Raw genomic sequence first — 23,133 nt, forward strand, 5'->3', positions numbered from 1 at the left:
CGACCAGCGCATCGCCAACTTGAACGAGAATATGATGGCGCACGATGCGATGATGAATTTGCAGATGCAGCGCTGACCGGGGGAGATCAAGACATCGCTGCAAGCTTGCGCGCGGGGCTGCGGTTCAGATCCGCAGCAGACATCAAACGCTTCGCGGCAGAGTTCGACCCGCAACCGATGCATCCGGATGAAGCTACGGCCGCCCAGACGCTTTTAGAGGACCTTGCAGCATCAGGGGGAATCATTGGAGCGGGTGAAGGGAATCGAACCCTCGTATTCAGCTTGGAAGGCTGCTGCTCTACCATTGAGCTACACCCGCATCTCGCGTTCACCTAACACGGCCGGGCGGCGGCCTCAACTGCCCCGGCGTGCGTTCTGATTCTCCGTAAAAGAAACCATTTCGGCGCAATCCGGCCGGTTTCCCGGCGCGGACGGGCCGGAGGCGGCCTTAACAGCGGCGGATTCGGCACCTATATTCGAAGTCCCATCAACAAAGAAAGGAGGTGATCTAGTGTCTTGTCTCAAGCGCTGTCACCTCGCTGGGATCGCCCGCTAGGACCTGAGTAATCAGCCTGGCATCGGGGCGCTCTCAGCCCTGGACCAGCGAGACATCAAAATCGGGGGCGCGGCGGAAGCTCATCCGCCGCGCCTTTTTGCTGTTTTGGCTTGCGCGATTCGCCGCCGCCATGCCGGCCGCCGGGATACCTTGTCGCAGCACAGAAACCGTCCGATCCGCTACAGATGAAATGTCGGCTCGGATCGCCGCGAGACGTCCTTGGGCCTGTCGCATCAGAAAAAGGAGCACATCAGATGCTTTATGCCATCCTGGCCTATCACGTCGAAGCCGAGGTCAAGTCGTGGAACGCCGAGGAGGACGCTGCCGTGATGACGGGTCTGCGCGAGGTCCATCAACGGCTGAAGGGCAAGCTCGGCCCGGCTGCGCGGCTCGGCGATACCCGCAACGCCAGCACGCTGCGTGGGCCCGGCCACGGCATGGTGATCGACGGGCCGTTCTCCGAGACCAAGGAGCAATTGCTCGGCTTCTACGTGATCGATTGCGCCGATGAAGCGGAGGCGATCGCCGCGGCGCGCGACCTGCGCAGCGTCAACCCGTCGGCGGTCTACGAGATCCGCGCGCTGAAGCTCTACATCCCGGGCGCGCCGTTTCCGGAGACCGCGGGCCCGCGCGACGCGTAGCGCATGGTCCCCGCGCAAACGTCTTTTGTCGCGCGGGAAAGCCGCTTCGCGCTTTTCCGGATCATGCCTTAGCGGCTGGAGCGTTTCGGCAGCTTCGGAAGCTTGCTCGGGTCGAACTTCGGCAGCGGCAGATCCGGCGACGGCTTGGGCGCCACCTCCTGGCTCGGAATCAGCGTCACCTCGAAGGCAAGATCGGGCACGGCGTCCGCCCTGCCCGTACAGGTCGCGATCGCGCCGGTCCAGATGCCCTCGAGCCGCACCACGAGGTCGTCGGTGCCGAACACGGTCGTGCCGTCCCTGGAATGCCGCTGCGTGGTGAGCACGGCGGAGAAGCGCTCGCCGTCGACCTCATAGGTGCCGCTGTAGAGCATGACCGCGTCGCTGCCCCACAGCCTGCCATCGGCGACGTGCACGATGCCGGTGCCGTCCGCAAGCGACGTTCGAAACCACGCCGCGTAGGTGCCGTTCTTGAGCATGGAGCCGGTTTCCATCTGCTCCCGTTTCACAGCGCACGATCTGGGCATCGTTGCGTTAACAGGCGATGAAGGAACTCGCGCCTGCGCTCATTGGCCGTCGATCTGCCGCCCCATGATGGCGATCGCCTTCTGGTAGACGCCTGCCGCGTTCCACGCCTCGATCGCAGCGAAGTTGGGTTCCCCGGGCTGATAGCCGGCGCCGGCGCGCCAGCCATGGGCGCGCAGGAAGTTCGCCGTCGAGCTCAGCGCGTTGGCCGCGACGTCGAGATTGCCGGTGCCGTAGGCGAGGACGTTCTTCGGCATGAACTGGGTCTGGCCGATCTCGCCATGCATCGAGCCGCGCGTGCTCCCGGACAACGTGCCGCGGTCGACGAGCTTCAGCGCCGCATAGAGCTGGTCGGTGAAGAACTCCGGACGGCGGCAGTCATAGGCAAGCGTTGCGATCGAGGACAGCATGTTCTGGTTGCCGCGCTGGCTGCCAAAGCCGCTCTCCATGCCCCAGATCGCGATCAACGGTCCCGGCGGCACGCCATAGCGCTGCTGGATCGAGGCGAACAGCGCCGCCTGCGACTGCTTCAGCGATCGGCCGCGCGCCACGATGGTCGCAGATCCGCGCTTAGCCATGAACTGCTCGAGCGACAGGCCGAAGCTGCGCTGGCCGCGATCCGCGGCAATCGTCGCACTGGCATAATGGGTCTGCATCAGCGCGGCGACGGCGGTGGCGCCGATGCCCTTGGCGCTCGCCTCGCCCGAGAACTGCTGCTTCCAGGCTTCGAACCCGCCGGGCCCGTTGCCGCACTGCGCCGCGTTCGCCTCAGCCCCGAGCGTTGCAACCATCACGACGATGGCGAGCGCCGACGTCGCAACCTGCCAGCCCCTGATCATCCGAAACTCCTTCGCAAATGTGCCGCCGCCCCTCGCGGGCGCGGCGCTGACGATGGCCGGATTGACATGACCCGGCGATGAACGATCCGCCTCAGATTCGGCCGCGGACCGTCACGATATGTCGCCGGCAGCGGATTGGCCATCCCGGCCGCCTCAGGCAGGCCGGGACATTTGGCCCCTGCGCCCGAAAGGCGTCATGCGCCGGATATGACGACGAACACGGCGTGCGTGACGATGCGCGACGATGCAGATCGCGCGTGAGATCAGCGAAATCCGGTGGTGAACAGCGCTCGATGTAGTAGGCTCTCCGCGGGGACGGCGGCCCCGCTGTCCTCCAACTTGGGAGGCGATGGCTATGATGAAGACCCTGTCACTTCTAGCGGTCCTGCCCGTGATCGGCTTCCTGTCGATATCGACGGGCCACGCCGCATCCACATGCTCCTCGAGCAATTTCGGCATCTCTGCGGTACCGTGCGGAAAGCGCTATGCGGTCAGTTACGAAGCCTGCCGGAAATACGTGATCGAGCATGGCGCATCGCCGGCCGAATCCTGGTGGTACTGCAGCAGTCAAGGCTACACCAAATAGCCGGCATTTCCTGAGCAAGGCCTTTCGCCGCCGCGGACAGCGCGTTGAGCTGCCGCGACGTCGAACGCGTATGCCTGCCGATCAGCGTGTTAGGGCACGTCGCCTCTTCTCACCGGGCCGACGGTCTGCGGCCGGTTGAGGAAGAACTCGCGATTGCCGAGCGCGGCCTCGGCATACTGGTCGATCGCCACGATGATCGCCTGCACGTGGTGAAAGCACCAGCCTTCCCGCGTCGCCATGTGCCGGACCTCGGCCAGCGCCTTGATCCAGGGCGCGTGATCATCGCTGTCGTGGAAATACCGAAGCGGCTCTCTCATCTTTCCTCCGGCACATCACGTCTTGCAGCTCGGCGCGCAGCCGCCGCATCCCGAGCGCGCCGTCATGCACGCGCTTCGCCGGCGGCCAGCTCTCGCTTCGCCGGGCGAATGAAGGCTGGCGTCGCGGCACGACGGCGCGGTGCAACGCTCGCATGCACGATGATCGGATCGCGGTCGCCCAGCACCTCCCGCTCCTCGACCAGGCGGCTCATGACCAGCCGCATCTTCAAGAGGTCCCCGGCGACGAAGGCGCAGTCCTCATCGCGGTTGATCTGCTGGCGCATGATGGCTTCGGCCTCGAGCATGCTGACGCGCAGCGCCCTGATCTGCCTGCGAATTTCGCTGATGCGGTTGTCCATGGCGTCCTCCAATTCCCGGTGGAGGCAATTAGAACAAAACAAGAACATCGAGTCAAGCGGTGAAGTCGTCCGTCATGGGTATCGTTATCACGACGTAACCGGGTGAGTTCCGGTCACCGGCCGTAACAGCTTTCACGAATTCAACGTGAGGTACCGGATATCAAGCGAGATCAAGGAAGCCATGGGCGACCGCATACAGCGAGGATCGCAGCCGTCAGAGACAAACAGCCGACACACGACTGTGGAACAATGTGGCATCGAACTTGTCTACACAAATAGACAAGTTAAAATGGGTCGATTCTATTTCGATCATTGCGCAGCAAATGCCCAAGTACTCCAATGCCCAAGTCCTCCAAGCTGGTAGCCGCGAAGCGCGGCAAGGTTCTTCTGGTTAGACGCCGATCTGACGGGCTGTGGATGTTCCCCGGCGGGCGCAGGCGCGCGCGCGAGACGGGGAAGGATTGCATCAAGCGCGAAATCAAGGAGGAGCTGCCGAAGCTCAAGCTCGGCAGGCTCAGCCTGTGGAAGGAAGTGACGGCCAGGAACAAGCGTTCCGGCCGCAGGATGAGCGACGCGATCTTCATCGCCAAGAACGCCAAGGGCCGACTGGCGATCGGCGACAAGAAGGAGATCGACCGCGCCGCGTGGCAGAAGCCGCGGGGCCTTCGCCTGACGCCGACCTCCCGCTACATCCGCGACCGGCTGTTTCCGAGAAAGCAGCGGCGCCGGAGATAGACGCACGATCGTCCGCGCCCGCATCGCAGTGCACGCAGGGCTTTTTTTCGGCTCTCGCGCAGGCCACCAGTTCCACCGCAGGAACACCGTACTGATCCGGATTTCTGGAAAGATAGGACGGACGTAATACCAACCCTGCCGGCGTTACCGTTCTTTGCAGAGCATTTTTTCACGACTGAGTTTTTACAGACCTATTATGACCGGCAGAAAAGGGCCGCCGATGCGACGGCCCTTTTCGATTCAGTGCCCGTATCAAGCGGGCGGCTTCAATCCCGGTGAATTTGTCCACCCCAACTCAGTATCAGGCAGAATGAGGCCGCCAACCGGCGGCCTCCTTGTTGAGCGGCCCCAGCAACCTATGGGGGCCTGGGAGGGCAGGCGCTGGGGCCATCTACCGGCCCGGGTAGCGCGGTCGGGCCAGGTGAGCATCCATCAAATGAACAGAGCAACGGCAACCATTGCGATTGGGCAAAGTCCCAATACGACGATGCCCGCTCGAACAATCACTTCGGACATGACACGCGCCCTTCAATGGGACGGCCAAAATACGCCGCGGCGAAAGCCGCGCAAAGTGCAGTTTGTGCCAGTTTTCCGCGTCCCTCGATCATACGTCACCGCGGGAAAGGACGCGCCAAAGCGGAGTCGTTCAGACACCAAAACTGACGCGCGAACCTCCTGAAGATCACCTAAGAGCTGGCCCACAGCCGGTATCGCGCATTTCGGCCTTGGAGTTTGGCGACTGCGCCCGCACACGGTGCTGATTTCTTGAGCTTCGTACACCACCGACGCGTGCTAGGAATGACGCGATCCGCTTCGTATCGGACCACGACATGAGCTAAGAATTCGTCAGGATGACCTTCCCCTCCAACCGCCAGAGGCGGCTGTTCAGACTGGTCTCCGCGCGCTGGCAGCGCCGGGCCCTGTTCTTGCTGGGCGGCATTGCGGTCGGTGCGGCGGCCGTCGCGCTCGCACAACTCGCGGATCTGGCGCAGATCGCCTTTGGCGCAGTGGTATCCCATTTCCGTTATGCCTCGCTGGTGCTGACGCCGGCCGGGTTTGCGCTGTCGGTGTTTCTGACCAACCGCTTCTTTCAGAACGCGCAAGGCAGCGGGATTCCGCAGGCGATCGCTGCACGCCATCTGACCGACCAGACCGCACGCGAAAGCCTGGTTTCGCTGCGCGTTGCGGCCGGCAAGATTCTGCTGACCCTGTTCGGCCTGTTGTGTGGCGCGTCGGTCGGGCGCGAGGGACCGACGGTGCAGATCGGCGCCTCGATCATGTTTGCGCTCGGCCGCTTCTCGCCGCGGCGCCAACCCGGCCTGATCCTTGCCGGCGCGGCCGCAGGTGTCGCGGCCGCCTTCAACACCCCGCTGGCCGGGATCGTGTTCGGCATCGAGGAAATGAGCCGTGCCTTCGAGACGAGAACCAGCAGCCTGATCATCGGCGCGGTGATCGCTGCCGGCCTGACCTCGCTCGCGCTGATGGGCAACTATACGTATTTCGGCACCAGCGCGACGGCCCTGCGCAACGGCACCGACTGGCTCGCGGTCCCGCTCTGCGGCGTTGCCGGAGGTCTTGCGGGCGGCCTGTTCAGTCGCATCCTGATCGCAATGGCACGCGGATTTGCCAATCCGGTCGGACGCGCGATCAAGCGTTATCCAGTCGGCTTTGCCGCAATGTGCGGATTTGCGGCTGCGATTTGTGGGATTGCGTCCGACGGCGCGATCTATGGCACGGGATATCAGCAGGTCAAATCCGCGCTCGAAGCCGGAGCACTATTGCCGGCGAGCTTCAGCGTCTGGAAATTCCTGGCGACCACGTTCGCGTCAATCAGCGGCATGCCGGGCGGCATCTTCGCGCCCTCGCTCGCGGTCGGTGCCGGGCTCGGCTCCAACATCGCGCCGCTGTTTCACGGCGCGCCGCTGCCGGCCATCATGCTGCTCGGCATGGTCTCCTATTTCGCCGGCGTGGTTCAGGCACCGATCACCGCCTTCGTGATCGTCACCGAGATGACCGACAATCACGCGATGGTCGTGCCCTTGATGGCCGCGGCGCTGATTGCGCATGCGAGCTCGCGCCTGATCTGCAAGGAAGGCGTCTATCACGCCCTCGCCAAGGGCTTCGTCGAGCAGGCGGCGCCGGCGCAGAAGATCACCTCGATCTGAATTCCCGGCACCAAGGGAAAACGGCCCCAGCCTCTCGCGTTGCCGGGGCCGTCCCTATTCCCATGCTCGCGCCGAACCGCCGGCTCCGATAATCAGGCGGACCCTCTGGGCCTTCAAAAAATTTTCCTTAATGAAAAAGCCTGCCCAGCGCCGCAATGATGCGCGCGATCCGGCGTTCCGGAAAATAACGCGTGTGAATCCAGCTTAAATAAACTTCGCCCGGAAGCGCTATGGCCGAGCACGTCATGAACAACCCCGCCTATTGGCGGGATCGAGCCGCCAAGACACGTGCCAAGGCGGATTCGTTCAGATACCAAGACTCACGCGCGAACCTTCTGAAGATCGCCGAAGAGTACGATCGTCTGGCAAACTATGCCGAGCAGCAATTGTTGCGCGCGCCGGCGCTGAAACTGTCCGGCCAATCTCCATAACGGCAGGAGCCTTTTGGGCATTGGGCCGTCTCGGCCGGTGCGTGCGCCGCGCGTCACGCCGCTTTCGGCCATCGAGCCTCAGCCGCGATACGCAAACAGCTCGATCGGCTCGCTGAAACCGCGCACAGAATGCTCGCCGACATGCTCGAGCGCGAAATCGTGCTCGACCAGATCGGCGAAGGCGCGCGACAGCAGCACGTTTCGTCCCAATTGCTTGGTCAGAGCCTCGAGCCGCGAGGCCATGTTCACCGCGGGGCCGATCACCGTGAAGTCGAGCCGGCTGCGCGATCCGATATTGCCGTACATGACGTCGCCGACATGGACGCCGATGCCGTAATTCATCGGCGCCCGGCCCATCATGCTGTTCTTTTCGCTCAGCGCCGCCATCGCCTGCCGCGCCTCGGACACGGCGTGCAGCAGGTTGGCGCAGGCCCTGGGATCGCTGAGCGGGAAAATCGCAAGCAGGCCGTCGCCGATGAATTTCAGGATTTCCCCGCCGTGCCGCGCGATCGGCTCCGACATCGCGTCGAAATAGTCGTTGAGGAGATCGATGACGTCATCGCGCGGCCAGGAGTCGGAGATCCGGGTGAAATCCCTGAGATCGCAGATCATGATCGCGGCGCGGACCGTGGTTCCGCTGCCCCGCCGCGTCGCACCCGCCAGGATCATCTCGCCGGCATGGGTGCCGACATAGGTCTCGAGCAGCGTCCGCGCCAGACGGTTCTTCATCCGGATTTCGCTGACCAGCGCCAGCACCGGCAGCACCTTGCGCAGCTCGGCGATGTCAGCGTCATCGAAACCGCCGGACCGGTCGGTCGCGAACGTCACGACATGCCGCTTGCTGAGCGTATGCAGCAGCGGCCACGCCACATAGTCGGTCAGGCCTTGCGCGCGCATCTCGTCATAGAGCGCGTGCGTGCGGCCAGGCGCCCGTTCGAGCCGCTCGCGCACTTCGCCGGCGCCCTGGTGGATTTCGTAGACCGGGCTGCCGATATATTCCGAGCGCTCCCTGACCTCGTAGTCGACCCGCGTGATCTCGGCCTCGCGCTTGCCGTCGCCCCAGATGATCCGGGCACCGAGCCATTGCGGATGCTGGATCAGGAGATTCATCGTCGCCCGCTTGAGGGGAATACCCGTTTGCTGGAGCCTGATGCACAGCTCGGCGAAGATATTGTCGATGAAGCGCTCGTCGCGGGTCTCGTTAGTCAGCCAGGCCACCACGTCGCCGCCCGATTGCGGCGTGACGGACTCGATGTTGGGGGCGTTCATGGCTTGCTCCGGAGCGGCGGGTGGGATCGGCACGCGATATGTCGTGCTTCTGCCCGGCAACGTCAACGCCGCCAGCGATAACGTGATCGGGCGCGCGGTGCGGCCAGGGCGTGCCATGCCGGCCTGCCCGGCAACCTTCACATCCGCTTCCGCACGCTATAGCGCCCGGCACGCACTCAACTGGTTACCCATCGATTAATCGGATCGCGCGGACGTTGCATCGCGGGCACACTGCTTCCTGTTTCGCTTGGGGAACACCAAGCTTCATTTGTTTGCTCACAGTGAGTCACATACCGTGCCGCCCATCCGCTGCCGGCGAAGGTTTGCCGGAATGCAACCTGCCGGGCAGCGGCAAGAACAAGGGGCTGAGCACCATGCGCGAATGCATCGGGGCTGCGACAATTGCACGACACGTTGGTGACAATCCACCCAATCCACGCCTAACCGCATCGCAATCCCGCACGCGTGCGCACTTCCACCGCCTGCTGCTGATGAGCGCCTCGGTGGCCGCGCTCTCGGCGCTGATGCCCGGCTCGGCCGCGGCGCAGACCTGGACCGGCGCCACCAATAACGACTGGACGGTGGGCTCGAACTGGAGCGGCGGCGCGGCGCCGGTTGCGGGCGGCGCGGTGAACATCGTGCCCGGTTCAAACGTCGTCCTCGGCGTGAGCCCTGGGGCGACCGGTACGGCCTTCACGGTCAATGTTCGCGACCTGGCGGGAGGAACGACCAACCTCACCATTCAAAACGGCGCCACGCTGACAGGCAGCAGCGTTTTTATCGGTGATGTCGTAGGTGGTACCGCCACCGTCACCGTGACGGGGGCCGGCTCCCGGTGGAACGGCAGCACGATCTCCCTGTTCGCTGGCGCCACAAGCGTGCTCAACATCTTGGACGGCGCGACCGTCTCCGTCACAAGCAGGGTCATCGTCGGCAGCCCGGCCGGCACCGGCACGGCCACCCTCAACATCAGCAACGCCACGCTGGAGAATCACGGCTTCGGCATTACCGTTGGCAACGCGGGCGCCCGGGTCAATTTTGACAACGCCACTTTCCGTGCGGCCATCAATACCCCCACCGTCTCCAGCGGAACGGCCGCCCAGAACAACATCGCCGCGGGCGGACTGACCATCGACAGCAATGGGTTCACCGTCCTCCAGGCGAATGGCTTCAGAGGCGTCGGCGGATTGACCAAGACCGGCGTCGGGATCTTCAGCTTCACTGGCGTGGGCAACAGCTACACCGGCGACACGGTGATCCAACAAGGCACGTTTCGGCTGTCTGGTACCGCCGGCTCCGGCAATGCCCTCGCCACCTCAAACCGCGTTGTCGATGACGCAATCCTCGATCTGTCGCTCATGTCGGACGCCAACGCGCACATCCAGAGTCTTGCCGGCAGCAGCGCCGGCGCCGTCACGCTGAGCTCCAAGGACCTGATCCTCACCAATGCGCACGACAGCTTTGCCGGAACGATCAGCGGCACCGGCGGATTGCAGCTCACCGGCGGCACACAGGCGCTGTCCGGCGTCCAGGCCTACACCGGCGCGACCACGATCGCGGGCGGCACGCTGGCGCTGACCGGCGCCGGCGACATCGCCGCCTCCAGCCAGGTGATTGCGGACGGCACGTTCAGCATCGCCGGCCTCTCCGGCGCGGGCACCAGCATCCAGCGGCTGTCGGGCACCGGCGGCGTCGATCTCGGCGCCAAGACGCTGACCATCACGGCCGCGAACGACACCTTCGCAGGCGTGATCGGCGGCAGCGGCGGACTGACGCTCGCGGGCGGCATCGAAACGCTGTCCGGCGCCAATAGCTATAGCGGTGTGACTACGATCTCCGCGGGCACGCTGGCGCTGACGGGCGCCGGATCGATCAGCAATTCCCGCGTGGTGGCGAACGCCGCGTTCGACATCTCCGGCCTCGCGAGCGCCGGCACCAGCATCCAGAGTCTCGCCGGTAGCGGCAATGTCGCGCTCGGCGCCAAGACGCTGACCATCACCAATGGCAGCGACACTTTCGCGGGCGCGATCGGCGGCACCGGCGGGCTGACGCTTGCCGGCGGCACCGAGACACTGTCCGGCACCAACAGCTACAGCGGCGCGACCACGGTGAACGGCGGCACGCTGCGCGCCGGCGCGGTCAATGCCTTCAGCGCGGCGTCTGCCGTCACCGCCGGCGCCGGCACCACGATCGACCTCAACGGCTTCAACCAGACCATCGGCGGCTTCAGCAATGCCGGCACGCTGCAATTCGGCACCACGCCCGGCACGACGCTGACGGTCGCCGGCAATTATGCCGGCAATGGCGGCTCACTGCTGTTCAACACCGTGCTCGGCGGCGACGGCTCGGCGACCGACCGCCTTGTCGCGGCGAGCACGTCGGGCAGCTCGACCGTGAGGATCAACAATGCCGGCGGCGGCGGCGCGCAGACCGGCGACGGCATCAAGCTGATCGACATCACCGGCGCCTCCAACGGCACATTCACGCTGGCGGGCAATTACTCGCTGCAAGGCCAGCAGGCGATCGTCGCCGGCGCCTATGCCTATACGCTGCAGAAGAACGGCATCGCGACGCCATCTGATGGCGACTGGTATCTGCGCTCCAGCCTGGTCAATCCGCCTGGTGATCCGGCCGCACCGGCCAAGCCCGCGGGCCCGCTGTACCAGCCCGGCGTGCCGCTCTACGAGAACTACGCCCAGGTGCTGCTCGGCATGAACGCGCTGCCCTCGCTGCAGGAGCGCGTCGGCAACCGCTACTGGGGCGGCAACGGCGGCCCGAGCGAGGCGATGGCGCGGATGGGCGTCACGCCGGCGGCGCAGGCCGACAGTTCATGGACGCAGTCGGCGTTCTGGGGCCGCATCGAGGGCGGTCAAACCAGCCTGCGGCCGTCGAACACCACCGGCTCGACCCTGAACAGCGATGACTTCAAGGCGCAGGCCGGGCTCGACGGCCTCGCGCTCGAGAACAATTACGGCCGCCTGATCGTCGGTCTGACGCTGCAATACGGCCTGACCACGGCTTACGTGAACTCGTTCTTCGGCAACGGCCGCATCCGCGCCGAGGGCACCGGCGTCGGCGCCACCGCCACCTGGTACGGCGACAACGGCGTCTACATCGACGGCCAGATGCAGACCATGTTCTACCGCGGCGATCTCACCTCCGACCTCGTCGGCAGCATGACCCACGGCAATCAAGGCCTCGGTTATGCCTTCAGCGTCGAGGGCGGCAAGCGCGTCAATGTCGGCAACGGCTTCTCGCTGACGCCGCAGGCGCAGCTCGCCTATTCGAAGGTCGATTTCGACGGCTTCACCGACCGCTTCGGCGCGCTGGTCTCGCTCGGCAATGCCGACAGCCTGCTCGGCCGCGTCGGGCTGTCGCTCAATCACCGGAAGAGCTGGAGCGACGGCGCCCGCTCCGACCTCTACGCGATCGGCAATCTGCACTACGAATTCCTCGACGGCACCAACGTCGACGTCGCGGGCAGCGGCTTCGCCAGCGCCAACGACCGGCTCTGGGGCTCGATCGGCGGCGGCGGCAGCTACAGCTGGGCGGGCGGCCGCTACACAGTGTTCGGCGAAGCGACCTATCGCGCCAGCCTGCAGGATGCCGGCGACAATCACAGCTACAAGGGTACTGCGGGCCTCCGCGTAGTGTGGTGAGGACAGACGCACTGCCAAAATATCGAAAACAACCCCATGCAAAGTAGCCGGCGGACACGGCAACTTGACTCGTCGGGCAAATCAGCAGTACGCTTCCATTATTCAGAAATCGTATCGCTTCAGCCTACCCGCCCAGCCTGTCCACCTCGGCCTTGCCGGCCTTCATCACCAGCGGGATCTGCTCGCCCTGGCCGAGCAGGCAACCCACGTCGCGCAGCGGGTTGTCCTCGACCACCAAGAGATCGGCGAAGGCCCCCGGCGCGATGCGGCCGAGCTTGCCTTCCATGCCGAGCACCTCGGCGCCGATGATGGTCGCGCTGGCGATTACTGCCTGCGGGCCGAGCAGCTCGGCCCGGATCCGGAACTCGTCGCTCTGCAGCCGCTGCGACGGCCCGAGCAGGTCGGTGCCGAACCCCATTTTCACGCCGGCCTCGCGGTAGATCGCGAGCGAGCGCAGCCCAGCGTCGCGCACGTCGGCGATCTTGGCAACGCTCGCCGCAGGCAGGCCGTATTTCGCGCCCTCGTTTGCCAATGCTTCGTAGGTGACCAGCGTCGGCACCACATAGGCGCCCTGCTCGGCCATCAGCCGCGCGGTCGGAAGGTCGATCAGATTGCCGTGCTCGATGGTGCGCACGCCGCAGCGTATTGCCCGCTCGATCGCCTCCGCCGTGTAGGCGTGCGCCAGCACATAGGTGTGACGCGCCTTCGCCTCGGCGACGATGGCGCGGATCTCGTCCTCGGAATAGCCGTAAGCGCCGATCGGATCGGTCGGCGAGGCGACGCCGCCGGACGCCATGATCTTAATTTGGTCGGCGCCCATCTGCAGCTCCTCGCGCACCGCCTTGCGCACCGCATCGACGCCGTCGACGACGCGTGCGATCGCGCCGACCCGCACGCAGCAGGAACAGGTCGGATCGGCCAGATAGTCCGAGCGGGCGCGCCCGTCGCCGTGACCGCCGGTCTGGCTGAGCGCGCGGCCGGAGACGAATAGCCTGGGACCGTCGGTGAGACCGGTGTCGATCGCCTGCTTCAGCGCGTAGCCGGCGCCGCCGGCATCGCGAACGGTGGTGAAGCCACGCTTCAGCATGCCACGCAGCAGCATGGTCGACCGCAGCGTCACCAGCACGTTGGCCATCCGCGCCTGCTGCGACAGGTCGAGTTCGACGGCAACCGCATGCACATGCAGGTCGATCAGGCCGGGCATCAGGGTCTTGCCCTTGAGGTCGATGACGCGATCGGCTGAGGTCTCGATCGGCCGGTCGGACACCTCCTTGATCAGGCGATCCTCGACCAGCACGTGGTGGCCTTCGAGCAGATCGGGCCGCAGCGGATCGAGCAGCGCGGCATTCTTGAAGAGGATAGTGGACATGATCGTCTCCTGGCCTGCGTGATCACGCAGCCTTGCTTGCAATGTCTTCCAGCGACCGGCCGCGCGTCGGCACGCCCATCAGCACGACGGTCAGCGCGCCGATCAGGAGCACCGACGTCGTAACGCCGAACACGCCGGCAAAGCCGAAATTCGGATAGAGGTAGCCGACCAGGATCGGTGCAATGATCGCGCCGATGCGGCCGATGGCGGACGCAAGGCCTGCCCCCGTGGTCCTGATCGCCGTCGGAAACACTTCGGCCGTGTAGGCATAGACGCCGGCATAGGTGCCGTTCATGAAGAACGACAGCAGCAGGCCGGCCGCCATGATCTGCCCGTCGCTTGCGGCAAAGGCGAGCCCGAGCGCGCTGACGCCGCCGAGCAGCATATAGGTCGCAATCGTCGCCTGCCGTCCGATCCGCTCATTGAAGAAGGCGGCGGTGAAATAGCCCGGCACCTGCGCGCAATACATCGCGAGCGAATAGCCAAAACTCTTGGTGATGCTCATGCCGTTCTGCACCAAGAGGCCGGGAATCCAGACGAAGAAGGAATAGTAGCTGAAGGTGATCGACAGCCACATGATCCAGGTCATGGTGGTGATGCGCGCCTGCCGGCCGGCGAGCAGCGCGGCAAAATTGCTCAACAGCGTTCCCGACGATGCGGCGGGTGCGGCCGGCTCGGCGACGGGCGACGGCAGCACGCGGCCCTCGCGCGCGAAGCCGGCCTCGATCCTGTCGAGCACCGCTTCGGCCTCCTTCGCCCTGCCGCGGCTTTCCAGCCAGCGCGGCGATTCCGGCAGCGACCGGCGCCACCACAGCAGCATCACGACCGGTATGGCGGTGATGACGAGCACGATGCGCCAGCCGTTCTCGTAGGCGGGCACGATGAAATAGCCGAGCAAGGCGGCGGCGACGAAGCCGAACGAGAAGAAGCCCGCCAGCGCGCCGGTGAAGGCGCCGCGGTAACGCCGCGCCACGAACTCCGCGAGGTACGGCGCGATGATCGCGCTCTCCGCGCCGGTGCCCATGCCGGCGACGACGCGGGCGGCAAAGAACGCCGGCCAGCTATCCACCGCCGCGCTGACCAGCGAGGCCGCGCTGTAGAGCGCGAGCGCCGACATCATCACCGCGCGGCGGCCGATCAGGTCGCCCAGCATCCCCGCGAGCAGCGCGCCGAACAGATAGCCGACGAAAGTGCTGCTGCCGAGCACGCCGGTCTCGACATTGGTTAGCCCCCAGGCGGTGCGCAGCACCGGCAGGATGAACGCCAGCACCGCGGCATCCATCGCGTCGAACAGATAGCCGAGGCCGCCCATCAGCAGCAGGTGCACATGGAACCGCGCGAACGGCAGGCGCTCGATGCGCGCCGAGATCATCGACATGAAAGTCCCCCCTCGCCCCGCGGTCGGCACGCGCCACGGGGTCAGCCGGGGAATGATAGACAAACCAATATTATCCGAATAATTTATAATTGTTATCTAGCACATCACCATTGTGAATATTGCCCGTGTCCTTTCGCACGCTCGACCTCAACCTGCTGAAAGTCTTCGAGGCGCTGATGACCGAGGGCAGCGTCACGCGCGCCGCCAGCGCGCTGACCATGACGCAGCCCGCGGTCAGCAACGCGCTCGCGCGGCTGCGCGACGCGCTCGGCGATCCCCTGTTCGTGCGCACCGCGAGCGGGATCCGCCCGACGCAGCGCGCCGTGGCGCTGTGGCAGCCGATCGGCGATGCCCTGGAACATGTCCGCCACGCGCTCGACGAGGACGCCTTCGATCCGCGACAGACCCAGGCCGAATTCATCCTGTCGATGTCCGACTACGTTGCCTCGCTGGTGATGCCGCGGCTGCTCAACCGCTTCAGCGAAGTGGCGCCGTCCGCGCGCATCCACACCGTGCCCAACACCATCCTGGAGATCGGCGACCGGCTCGAGGACAACCGGGTCGATTGCGTGCTCAGCGTCTATGTCAACGAGGCGCAGCAGCCGCCGGCGGTGATCCGCTCACGCTCGCTGTGGACCGTCGAATATGCCTGCATGATGCGGCGCGACCATCCGCTGGCCAGGCAGAAGCGGCTCAACACCCGGAGCTTCCTTGCCGCCAAGCATGTCGATGTCAGCCTCGCCGGCAAGACGCTGCCGACCTACGACCAGTTTCTCGCCTCGCGCGGGCTGTCGCGCAATCTGGTCGCGACCGTCAACCACTACAACGCCGCCTACGAGATCGTCCGCCAGTCCGACCTGATCGCCGTGCTGCCGCGCGATCTCAGCGCGCAGTCCCGCCACGCGCCCCATCTGCACGCCATGCCGGTGCCGCTGCCGGCGCCGCCGCGCATCGTCAGCCTGTTCTGGCACCAGCGCAACGACACCGTTCCCGCGCAACGCTGGCTGCGCGAGACACTGGTGGAGATGTTCGCAAGGATGGAGTGACGGGCTGGATTTGGCCCGCTCCGGCGCCCGGACACCCGTGATCCCCGTAGCGGCACGGGGATGCTGATTAACGCTCCCACAACTCGGGTTTCGTTTCCGATTGACGCCATCGGGGACCGAGGTGGTAGGCTGTCGCCATTTCACGTGGCCATTTGAATGCGCGCGTTATTGGAACAATACCAGCTTTTGCTGGCGCCCTTGATCTTCGTGCCGTTCGAGCAACTCTTTGCGGCGAGGCAGCAGAAGATCTTCAGGCGTGGTCTGTCGACCGATATGGCCTTCCTGTTTCTCAACGGCTGGCTGGTGTTCGTCGGCGTGACCGCGATCATCGCGGTGGCGACGCTGGTCAATCAATCGATCCTGCCCTCGGCAGTCAGGCAGGCGGTCAGCGATCTCCCGTATTGGGCTCAGGCGCCGATCGCGATCGTGATCGGGGACCTCGGCATCTACTGGACCCACCGTATCCTGCACGTCGTGCCCGCCATGTGGCGCATCCATGCCGTTCATCACGCCGTCGAGGATCTGGACTGGCTCGCCGCGATCCACCAGCACCCGCTAGACGTGACCTTCATGAAGGTGGGTTCGCTGTTTCCGCTGTTCGCGCTCGGTTTCTCCGTTGAGGCGATCGGAACCTATCTTGCGATCTACTACTGGCAGTCCTGGCTCGCGCACGCCAACGTACGCCTGGGCTACGGCCCGCTACGCCATGTCCTGGTGTCGCCGGAGTTTCATCACTGGCACCACAGCAGCGAGCGGGAAGCCAGGGACAAGAACTACGCCGGGCTGTTCTCGTTCTACGATGTGCTGTTCGGCAGCCTCTATCTTCCGGAAGGACGGAAGCCGACGGCATTCGGCGTCGATCATCCGATGCCCACGAGCTACCTGACGCTTTTGGCCTATCCGTTCGTCGCCTGGGCCTCGATGCTCAAGCGCGACGATCCGTCGGGCACCAGGCACCCGGTTGGCGCGGAGCCTGTACCCGGCACGGCAACACCGCCGGCGCACCAGGACAGTTGATCCTGACGATCTTCGCAGACTGTTCGCGATCAGGACACTCAAGCGCGATGAGATCGGGTTGAATCCTCATCGCGCCTTAGCTCTTTGTTTGTGCATGATCTCCGCGCAACCGCGTCCCGCGTTTGTCACGGGGGAAAACCGCTTCGCACTTTTCCGGATCATGCTTTAGCCTCCGACGGTCGCAGATTTTCGCAACTCCTCGCCTGGAGCTGTCTCGCCGGCCTCTTGCCGGTATCTCGTCCAGATCAGCGCGATCACGGTTGCGCACATCATGGGGCCGAGAGGCGTGCGCACGAACGGGAAAGCGTATCCCAATACGAAGACGACGCTGACCGCGATCCGGAAGGCGCTTCGACCCGAACGCGACGCGAGGCGGCCCGCGGTGGCGTTCATGAGAAAGAGCAGCGCGACCACCAGGATCGGCATATCGTAGATCGCGAAGTAAGGAGAAATCAGCGGCGTTGCCGCCAGCAGGCTTGCGGCCTTTACGGCGAAGCTGACATGGCCGCGCCACAGGATCAGCACCCCGATCGCAACCACCGATGCGATGGCGACGTGGAACGCCATCGCCAAACCGTAGCCAAGGCCGGCGTCTCGCAAGAGCCCATAGATACTCTGCAGCTTGTACCACGGCAGCGCGCCACTGAGGTGAAATTGCGTCGTGGCGAAGGTGGCGGCCGCGCGGAATCCATCGAAGGTATCCCAACCGAAGATCAGTCCGGCGAGCAGCAGCAGCACCGGAATCACCAGGGCGGCGGTGATGACGACGCGCCAACGCCCGGTGGCGATCAACACGAAGGGAAGCAGAACGCCATATTGAGGTTTGAAGATCAGCAGCGCGATCAGGATTCCACTGAGAAGCGGACGCCTGTCCAATGTCAGCAGGATGCCGCCGAGCAACGATGCGGCGAGCAGTGCGCTTTGGCCGGAAATGAAGTCATAGAATACAGGCGGAGCAACGAGTGCCAGCAGCAGCGCGCCGAAGCGTGGCCGGATGGCATGAGCGACAAGCAGCCAGCAAGACAGCTTTGCCGCGCTCCAGACCCAGAACGCAACCGGAAACGGCAGCAGCGCCAGCGGCGCCAGAACCAGGAAAAACACCGGCGGATAAAAGAACGGAACCGGCACCTGATCGTAAGGATACGGAGCGTGATTGAGGGATTGCACCCGGAGAACAAGTTGCTGATGCAGCTGCTCCCAATCGTAGGCCGCCGCCGCATGGCCTTCGAGCGCCATCGCGCCCGCGCCCCAGAAACATGAAAAATCGATTCCGGCCTGGCCGCCACCACCGAAAAATGCCGGTATCGAAACCAGGATCGAGACGCCAAGCAAGATGACGCAGGCAACCATCAGCGCCGGGTCATCTCCTGCAGAAACGTCCCAGTGCAAAATTTTCTTCATGTCGTCTGAAACGGCTCAATCATGAAATGGCGCAATCTACCATTGCACTCTCGAGCCGAGCAATGGAACGCCGGCGGCGGCCGGAGATGTTTGCGCGGATAGGGTGAAGACGCAGGCGCCCGAGGGTAAGACCGAGGTTTTCATCTGGGACGATCTGATGCCGGGCTTCGGCGTCCGCCTGCGGGCAAACGGTGCCAGCTCCCATGTTGCACAGTGGCAGATCGGCACCCGGCAGGGCCGGGAAACCATCGGCCGGATCGCTGTCCTCGATCTCGAAGCCGCCGGCGAGAAAGCCCGGCATATCCCCAACCCGGCAAGAACCCAAAGGCCGCCCGGCTTGAGATGTGATCGCGATCGGCTGCTATTCGGCGCACTACCGCTACTCGAAAAGAAATATCGCGGCTTCCCGTATTATCCCGGTGCTTTTAGCTCTCGATCCGGCCCATCCAGGAGGCGTTGAAAGCGCGCTCTGCGCCACGCCTCAACCCGGCGTAGTCGGCGCAGCATGGATGGCTGCACACCAATTCTGACAAGCTCGTACTGTCGCTACTGGGAGGTCGCCGGTTTGAGAACTGGTTCTTTGGCTCTAGTCTCTTCAGCCTTGTCGTAGTGCTCCAAGGCGAGAAGGTGCAGATGCACTGCCCTGTGAAAATCCGGTTCGACAAGGGCCATCCGAGATGCAATCTCGGCTTGTCGCAGATGATATTCAGCCGATGGCAACGTCGCCGTCTCCCCGCAAGCTTTAGAGGGTTATCTCGGTGCGGCCTTGATCACGGGCTCGCCGTCGTAGCTGGCTTCGCCCCCATGCCGCTTTGATCTCAAACACGGCAACGATAGCGGACCACAGAGCCAAACCCGCCACGCCCAACATGAACAATGTCGCTTCGGTCATTGGACAAACCCGTCATGTGCTCTCGCCTCAGCGCAGTAACGCGGTCCCTGATCTCCGGGGCTGGCGGATGAACCATCAGGGACCGCGCGCCGCGCTGACTATTCCATAAGCCGTGAACAGCGGGAAACGTTCCGGCCAGACCCGGAGCATCACGAACGCCGCCTCGTCCCCGGCTACCGGGCTTCCCTGTGCGATCGTCCGGATCACGCCGAGGAGCGATGGCCGCTCAGCGGCTCCCTGACGGGCCCCCCCTACAGACCCCCAATCCCTCCACCATTCGAGGCGATAAGGAGGACGTGGAAGGCAAGCGATATAAGTGATTGATTTGATTGGTGGGGGAGGCAGGACTCGAACCTGCGAAGCCATGAGGCGGCTGATTTACAGTCAAAGTTTCGCATGGAAAGTGGTTGTAACTGGTTGCAACTGAGGGAGCGTAACCTTGTAAAATCACTGGTGAATTCCCAATATGTTGGCTGTTTGTTTGAAAGTGAATGTGACTGATTGGAAGCCTTCCACCTTCCACCGTCCTTCCACCAATTGGAAACAGCACCTGTGAAGTTCACCAGCACGACGGCCATGCGGAAGCTCAAGGCCCCCGAGGGTAAGACCGAGGTCTTGCTCTGGGACGATCTCATGCCCGGCTTCGGCGTCCGCCTCCGGGCAAGCGGTGCCAGCTCATACATTGCGCAGTGGCAGATTGGTTCCCGGCAAGGCCGGGAGACGATCGGCCGTATCGCCGTCCTCGATCTCGAAGCCGCCCGCGAGAAAGCCCGACATATCCTTGGCCTCGCCCAAACCGGCAAAAACCCCAAAGCCGCCCGGCTTGAGGAAGAGCGCCGCATATCCCAGTCCATCCTGCCTCTGATCGAGGCATACCTCAAAGCCAAGAAGGCAGGATGGGCCGCGAAATACTATGAGGACAACGAGCGGGCCTTGAAGGTCCATTTCAAGCGGCTTCACGGTAAGGCGCTCACCGAGATCACCCGCTCGGACGTGTCCGAGGAACTGGCGACGATCGAGCAAGAGCGCGGAAGCACCACGCGCAACCGCTCCCGCTCCGCCCTCTCCGCTTTCTTCAATTGGGCAATTGGCGAGGGCATGTGCGAGAACAATCCGGCCGAAAAGACCAACAAGGCACCCGAGACTAGTCGCGACCGTGAGCTGAGCCCCGCCGAGCTTCGCAAGCTCTGGCTTTCGCTCGACGGCGACCAATTCTCGCAGGACGAGCGCGACGTGGTTCGGCTGCTTATGCTGACGATGCAGCGTGCCGACCAGATCGGCAACCTGCGGGTCGCCGAGATCGCTAACGATCGCGTCACATGGACGCGCGCCCGCGCCAAAAACAAGTCGCTCGCAAAGCACGTCATCCCGCTGGCACCGCTGGCAAAGGAGATCATCAGTAGTCGCAAGCTCGAAGGCCGCGACTACGTATTCGGCAAGAAGGATGCCGGATTTGGGAACTGGACACACCTGAAAGAGAAGATTGACGAAGTAGTCCAGTTCGACGAGCATTGGATTTTCCACGACCTTCGCCGCACCGGCAAGACCGCGATGGCCGAGCACATCGACGTTCGCCACGAGGTATCTGAGGCGATCCTCAACCACGGTAAGAAGGATATGGATAGAGTCTACAATAACGCTCAGTACGTTCAGCAGAAGCTCGACGCCATCACGAAATGGGAAACCTACCTCATGGCCGCCGTGACCGCTCAGGATGCCTGCGCAGCGGCAGCCTAGCCAGACTCGCCCATGCGATCGGTGACTCTGCCGGGCTTTTTGTTTGCGCGCTCTGTACGAATTCCCTTTATCGCGCAGTCAGGGTAGATGCGCTGACCGGGCTTCCTCACCCGGTCAGCCTAAGTGTGCGATGGTACTACCGGCTAGGAATGACAAGCGACGCAGGACCGGTGGCACCTTATTCCGACCCGCACAGGCCGTTAAAGATGCCCGCGCCGCTATCCCTTGTTACTTCTCGCCAGTCGCCCAATCCGGTATTGCATCATACAGAGCCTTGACGAGTTGCTTCATAATAACGATCTCGCCGGGTTGCAGTTTTCCTGCGATAAACATCTGACCGTATCGTTTTCCAGAACGTAGCCGCGAACTCTGCGATCTGTTGATCGGTCAAATCCTTCGGCTCACAATTGCAGCCGCCGTCGCATCCGCATTCGTCGTAGAAGCCGACCTTGAACAGTTCCTCGATATCGTCGATCAACCGGCCAATATGGAACCGAACATCATCAGCACACTTTCCTGCAGCGGTCCTCTTGGCCCTGCTGTGAATGGTAGCCAGCTTGGCCGTGGCTGCCCTCCGCTCTTCGCGAGCCTGCTCGCTCACGGTGTCCTGATCGGCCATCTCGGCAAGCGCATCGAGATCGTTAGCAGATGCCAGAGCCTTGGCTTTCTTCTGTGCTGCCTTGGTCATCGCATCATTGGGTTCAGTCTTCATCTTCGCGAGCTGTTCCGGACTCTTGCCGGTGAACAGCCGCACCACTGTATCTGTCGTCATTTCTCATTTCCTCTTTCATCTCTAACGCGAAGGCTCCCGCGCCCTCGCTGCCCTACGACTTGGCGCTTCCGGGATCGCTGCGCGAGTCGAAACATCGCCGCGAGGACTCACTGCGGGTTTTTCCCCATGCCCCAGACCTCCGCCCGCACGCGCGCTCGCATGCTGTACCCGTCAAGGACTACTTGACTCATAAACGACTACGATCGACGGATCGCGCGAAACACTACGCTGGACGGTGTTCCTGCATCTTCGATGTTTGATTAGGAAACCAGAAAGAAGGATCGCTTGACATGGGGTCCGCGTGCTAGTCGATCGCTCGCCGCTGGGAAAAACAGTGGCCCGCTCGCGACGGCCTTCTAACGAAGCTTAATCCGCGAAACACAAGTCAGCCCGATCCGGTGGCGACGACACTTGTGCGGTGCCCTAACGATCAAGGTCGTAGACGGCGCGAACTCGGCAAGGAGCTGAGGAAGGTCGAGAGATCGACGCCAGCATGGGGCTTAGACCCCGCAGACTACCCAACCGGATCAATCACACACATCACCAAACCACCGGCTTCCTCCACGGAGCCGATGTTTTGGTACCCAAAGAAAAAGCCGCCCCGGTTCAGAGGGCGGCTTTCTCAATCATCAACAACACAACGTATTCAACCATGAATGCACGTAATCCAACGCGCCGCGAAGCGCAAGAGCTTTCTATCGTCAACGACTTCAAGTCGCGCGACCGCGCAATCCGCGCTATCGAGTCGTCATCGATCGACATCACCGCGCGCTACATCGGCATCGCCATGCTGATGATGATGTGGCCGGTCACCGATGGCGACCTCTGCAAGGCGATCGACGAGATCGCCAAGGCAGCCAACGTCTCGAAGAGCACGGTCCTGCGTCATCTTCCCGAGCTTTATGACGCAGGTTTTGTAGTCGCGGAGCACGGCACCGGAGGCAAAAAGAGTCGTTACACGTTCCCGCTTGGTGTCAACAGTGACACCGAGTTAGATCATGAGCTTGTTGTCAACGGTGACACTAAGAGATGCAGGCTCAGACGAGAAAGACACCCTTAGTGTCAACGTTGACACCGAGCTTGGTGTCGCTGCTGACACCAATAAAGAAACGTCTTTAGAAACGGTACATAGTTTAGAGGAAGTACATAACCATAAGACCAGTCCTTGTGTTGAGAGCGTTAGCTCTCTCTCAAACACTGAGTCTGAGGATAGTCCTGTATCAACAGAACCAGAGATCAGCGGAAGCGCGCCTGTCGGCGCTTCCATCAAGATCGTGTCGTCACAACCATACGTGTCATCCCAACCTGTGTCGTCCTCTACCGATGACGAACCTGTCATCGATCCATATATAGATAGGCCGCCGATCGACTGGGATACCATCGCGACTAAAGGCCGTCGCGAAGAGCGGGAAGCATTCGAGCAACTGACCAACAATCAAAAC

20 protein-coding genes, 1 tRNA gene and 1 pseudogene are annotated in these 23,133 nt (G+C 63.3%); 11 read left to right on the forward strand and 11 right to left on the reverse strand.

Translation table 11 applies throughout. The features are described 5' to 3' along the window. Positions 1-93: 93 nt before the first annotated feature. Positions 94-237 (forward strand): annotated as a pseudogene (locus ACVWYP_RS30255) (dehydratase); the annotation flags it as partial. 8 nt (positions 238-245) lie between these two features. On the opposite strand, the gene ACVWYP_RS30260 reads toward ACVWYP_RS30255, so the two are convergent. Then, a tRNA-Gly gene (locus ACVWYP_RS30260) sits at positions 246-319 on the reverse strand. Positions 320-810: 491 nt separating this feature from the next. On the opposite strand from ACVWYP_RS30260, the gene ACVWYP_RS30265 reads away from it, so the two are divergent. Continuing rightward, positions 811-1,197 (forward strand): YciI family protein, encoded by a 387-nt coding sequence (locus ACVWYP_RS30265; protein ID WP_028335390.1) that lies wholly within the window; start codon positions 811-813, stop codon positions 1,195-1,197. 68 nt (positions 1,198-1,265) lie between these two features. On the opposite strand, the gene ACVWYP_RS30270 is transcribed toward ACVWYP_RS30265, so the two are convergent. Both ACVWYP_RS30270 and ACVWYP_RS30275 read right to left on the reverse strand, forming a co-directional pair. After that, complete coding sequence (locus tag ACVWYP_RS30270; RefSeq protein ID WP_304495867.1) at positions 1,266-1,688, reverse strand: hypothetical protein; 423 nt, start codon at positions 1,686-1,688, stop codon at positions 1,266-1,268. A gap of 72 nt (positions 1,689-1,760) precedes the next feature. Beyond that, a complete protein-coding gene (locus ACVWYP_RS30275; RefSeq protein ID WP_304495868.1) occupies positions 1,761-2,558 on the reverse strand; it encodes a lytic murein transglycosylase in 798 nt (265 codons plus the stop codon). Between the two features lie 355 nt (positions 2,559-2,913). Here ACVWYP_RS30275 and ACVWYP_RS30280 point away from each other — a divergent pair, with 355 nt between their 5' ends. Beyond that, positions 2,914-3,144, forward strand: coding sequence for a hypothetical protein (locus ACVWYP_RS30280; RefSeq protein WP_304495869.1), 231 nt, complete (start codon positions 2,914-2,916; stop codon positions 3,142-3,144). A gap of 89 nt (positions 3,145-3,233) precedes the next feature. Here the strand turns inward: ACVWYP_RS30280 and ACVWYP_RS30285 are convergent, their stop codons facing one another. Both ACVWYP_RS30285 and ACVWYP_RS30290 read right to left on the reverse strand, forming a co-directional pair. Beyond that, positions 3,234-3,461: a hypothetical protein gene (locus ACVWYP_RS30285; protein ID WP_016843397.1), complete on the reverse strand. Its 228-nt coding sequence runs from the start codon at positions 3,459-3,461 to the stop codon at positions 3,234-3,236. Positions 3,462-3,523: 62 nt separating this feature from the next. Beyond that, the gene (locus tag ACVWYP_RS30290) at positions 3,524-3,820 is read right to left on the reverse strand and encodes a hypothetical protein (protein ID WP_028339395.1); all 297 of its coding nucleotides are present in this window, start codon (positions 3,818-3,820) and stop codon (positions 3,524-3,526) included. A 339-nt stretch (positions 3,821-4,159) separates the two neighbouring features. Between ACVWYP_RS30290 and ACVWYP_RS30295 the strand changes: the two genes are divergently transcribed. The 3 genes from ACVWYP_RS30295 to ACVWYP_RS30305 all read left to right on the forward strand — a co-directional run bounded on the left by ACVWYP_RS30295 (position 4,160) and on the right by ACVWYP_RS30305 (position 7,151). Beyond that, positions 4,160-4,555 (forward strand): NUDIX hydrolase, encoded by a 396-nt coding sequence (locus tag ACVWYP_RS30295; RefSeq protein ID WP_028339396.1) that lies wholly within the window; start codon positions 4,160-4,162, stop codon positions 4,553-4,555. 851 nt (positions 4,556-5,406) lie between these two features. After that, positions 5,407-6,720, forward strand: a complete 1,314-nt coding sequence (locus tag ACVWYP_RS30300; RefSeq protein WP_304495870.1) for a chloride channel protein — start codon at positions 5,407-5,409, stop codon at positions 6,718-6,720. A 230-nt stretch (positions 6,721-6,950) separates the two neighbouring features. After that, positions 6,951-7,151, forward strand: a complete 201-nt coding sequence (locus ACVWYP_RS30305) for a hypothetical protein (RefSeq protein ID WP_304495871.1) — start codon at positions 6,951-6,953, stop codon at positions 7,149-7,151. 78 nt (positions 7,152-7,229) lie between these two features. Here ACVWYP_RS30305 and ACVWYP_RS30310 read toward each other — a convergent pair whose 3' ends face one another. Beyond that, positions 7,230-8,420, reverse strand: coding sequence for an adenylate/guanylate cyclase domain-containing protein (locus tag ACVWYP_RS30310; protein ID WP_304495872.1), 1,191 nt, complete (start codon positions 8,418-8,420; stop codon positions 7,230-7,232). 503 nt (positions 8,421-8,923) lie between these two features. On the opposite strand from ACVWYP_RS30310, the gene ACVWYP_RS30315 reads away from it, so the two are divergent. Further along, positions 8,924-12,079 carry an autotransporter outer membrane beta-barrel domain-containing protein gene (locus ACVWYP_RS30315; protein WP_304495873.1) on the forward strand — a complete coding sequence of 1,052 codons (3,156 nt, stop codon included), beginning with the start codon at positions 8,924-8,926 and terminating at the stop codon, positions 12,077-12,079. A 124-nt stretch (positions 12,080-12,203) separates the two neighbouring features. Here ACVWYP_RS30315 and ACVWYP_RS30320 read toward each other — a convergent pair whose 3' ends face one another. After that, complete coding sequence (locus tag ACVWYP_RS30320; protein WP_304495874.1) at positions 12,204-13,448, reverse strand: metal-dependent hydrolase family protein; 1,245 nt, start codon at positions 13,446-13,448, stop codon at positions 12,204-12,206. Between the two features lie 22 nt (positions 13,449-13,470). Next, entirely contained in the window at positions 13,471-14,826 is a 1,356-nt protein-coding gene (locus ACVWYP_RS30325) for an MFS transporter (protein ID WP_304495875.1), read from the reverse strand. A 119-nt stretch (positions 14,827-14,945) separates the two neighbouring features. Here ACVWYP_RS30325 and ACVWYP_RS30330 point away from each other — a divergent pair, with 119 nt between their 5' ends. Both ACVWYP_RS30330 and ACVWYP_RS30335 read left to right on the forward strand, forming a co-directional pair. After that, entirely contained in the window at positions 14,946-15,872 is a 927-nt protein-coding gene (locus ACVWYP_RS30330) for a LysR family transcriptional regulator (protein WP_304495876.1), read from the forward strand. A gap of 156 nt (positions 15,873-16,028) precedes the next feature. Then, entirely contained in the window at positions 16,029-16,889 is an 861-nt protein-coding gene (locus ACVWYP_RS30335; protein WP_304495877.1) for a sterol desaturase family protein, read from the forward strand. 165 nt (positions 16,890-17,054) lie between these two features. On the opposite strand, the gene ACVWYP_RS30340 is transcribed toward ACVWYP_RS30335, so the two are convergent. Both ACVWYP_RS30340 and ACVWYP_RS30345 read right to left on the reverse strand, forming a co-directional pair. Continuing rightward, positions 17,055-18,290, reverse strand: coding sequence for a glycosyltransferase family 87 protein (locus tag ACVWYP_RS30340; protein WP_304495878.1), 1,236 nt, complete (start codon positions 18,288-18,290; stop codon positions 17,055-17,057). Between the two features lie 19 nt (positions 18,291-18,309). Further along, on the reverse strand, positions 18,310-18,591 hold the full coding sequence (locus ACVWYP_RS30345) for a hypothetical protein (protein WP_304495879.1): 282 nt from the start codon (positions 18,589-18,591) through the stop codon (positions 18,310-18,312). A 1,143-nt stretch (positions 18,592-19,734) separates the two neighbouring features. Between ACVWYP_RS30345 and ACVWYP_RS30350 the strand changes: the two genes are divergently transcribed. Further along, the gene (locus tag ACVWYP_RS30350) at positions 19,735-20,919 is read left to right on the forward strand and encodes a tyrosine-type recombinase/integrase (protein WP_304495880.1); all 1,185 of its coding nucleotides are present in this window, start codon (positions 19,735-19,737) and stop codon (positions 20,917-20,919) included. 262 nt (positions 20,920-21,181) lie between these two features. On the opposite strand, the gene ACVWYP_RS30355 is transcribed toward ACVWYP_RS30350, so the two are convergent. Then, positions 21,182-21,691 (reverse strand): hypothetical protein, encoded by a 510-nt coding sequence (locus ACVWYP_RS30355; protein ID WP_304495881.1) that lies wholly within the window; start codon positions 21,689-21,691, stop codon positions 21,182-21,184. Between the two features lie 577 nt (positions 21,692-22,268). On the opposite strand from ACVWYP_RS30355, the gene ACVWYP_RS30360 reads away from it, so the two are divergent. After that, positions 22,269-22,751, forward strand: coding sequence for a winged helix-turn-helix domain-containing protein (locus ACVWYP_RS30360; protein WP_304495882.1), 483 nt, complete (start codon positions 22,269-22,271; stop codon positions 22,749-22,751). Positions 22,752-23,133 lie beyond the last annotated feature (382 nt).

Source organism: Bradyrhizobium sp. USDA 3262 (assembly GCF_054060035.1).

Excerpts from the sequence above, each read along its gene's own strand:
- ACVWYP_RS30265 (WP_028335390.1), top strand. The coding sequence starts at position 811 with ATGCTTTATGCCATCCTGGCCTATCACGTCGAAGCCGAGGTCAAGTCG.
- ACVWYP_RS30270 (WP_304495867.1), bottom strand. The coding sequence starts at position 1,688 with ATGGAAACCGGCTCCATGCTCAAGAACGGCACCTACGCGGCGTGGTTT.
- ACVWYP_RS30275 (WP_304495868.1), bottom strand. The coding sequence starts at position 2,558 with ATGATCAGGGGCTGGCAGGTTGCGACGTCGGCGCTCGCCATCGTCGTG.
- ACVWYP_RS30280 (WP_304495869.1), top strand. The coding sequence starts at position 2,914 with ATGATGAAGACCCTGTCACTTCTAGCGGTCCTGCCCGTGATCGGCTTC.
- ACVWYP_RS30285 (WP_016843397.1), bottom strand. The coding sequence starts at position 3,461 with ATGAGAGAGCCGCTTCGGTATTTCCACGACAGCGATGATCACGCGCCC.
- ACVWYP_RS30290 (WP_028339395.1), bottom strand. The coding sequence starts at position 3,820 with ATGGACAACCGCATCAGCGAAATTCGCAGGCAGATCAGGGCGCTGCGC.
- ACVWYP_RS30295 (WP_028339396.1), top strand. The coding sequence starts at position 4,160 with ATGCCCAAGTCCTCCAAGCTGGTAGCCGCGAAGCGCGGCAAGGTTCTT.
- ACVWYP_RS30300 (WP_304495870.1), top strand. The coding sequence starts at position 5,407 with ATGACCTTCCCCTCCAACCGCCAGAGGCGGCTGTTCAGACTGGTCTCC.
- ACVWYP_RS30305 (WP_304495871.1), top strand. The coding sequence starts at position 6,951 with ATGGCCGAGCACGTCATGAACAACCCCGCCTATTGGCGGGATCGAGCC.
- ACVWYP_RS30310 (WP_304495872.1), bottom strand. The coding sequence starts at position 8,420 with ATGAACGCCCCCAACATCGAGTCCGTCACGCCGCAATCGGGCGGCGAC.
- ACVWYP_RS30320 (WP_304495874.1), bottom strand. The coding sequence starts at position 13,448 with ATGTCCACTATCCTCTTCAAGAATGCCGCGCTGCTCGATCCGCTGCGG.
- ACVWYP_RS30325 (WP_304495875.1), bottom strand. The coding sequence starts at position 14,826 with ATGTCGATGATCTCGGCGCGCATCGAGCGCCTGCCGTTCGCGCGGTTC.
- ACVWYP_RS30335 (WP_304495877.1), top strand. The coding sequence starts at position 16,029 with ATGCGCGCGTTATTGGAACAATACCAGCTTTTGCTGGCGCCCTTGATC.
- ACVWYP_RS30340 (WP_304495878.1), bottom strand. The coding sequence starts at position 18,290 with ATGAAGAAAATTTTGCACTGGGACGTTTCTGCAGGAGATGACCCGGCG.
- ACVWYP_RS30345 (WP_304495879.1), bottom strand. The coding sequence starts at position 18,591 with ATGCCGGGCTTTCTCGCCGGCGGCTTCGAGATCGAGGACAGCGATCCG.
- ACVWYP_RS30355 (WP_304495881.1), bottom strand. The coding sequence starts at position 21,691 with ATGACGACAGATACAGTGGTGCGGCTGTTCACCGGCAAGAGTCCGGAA.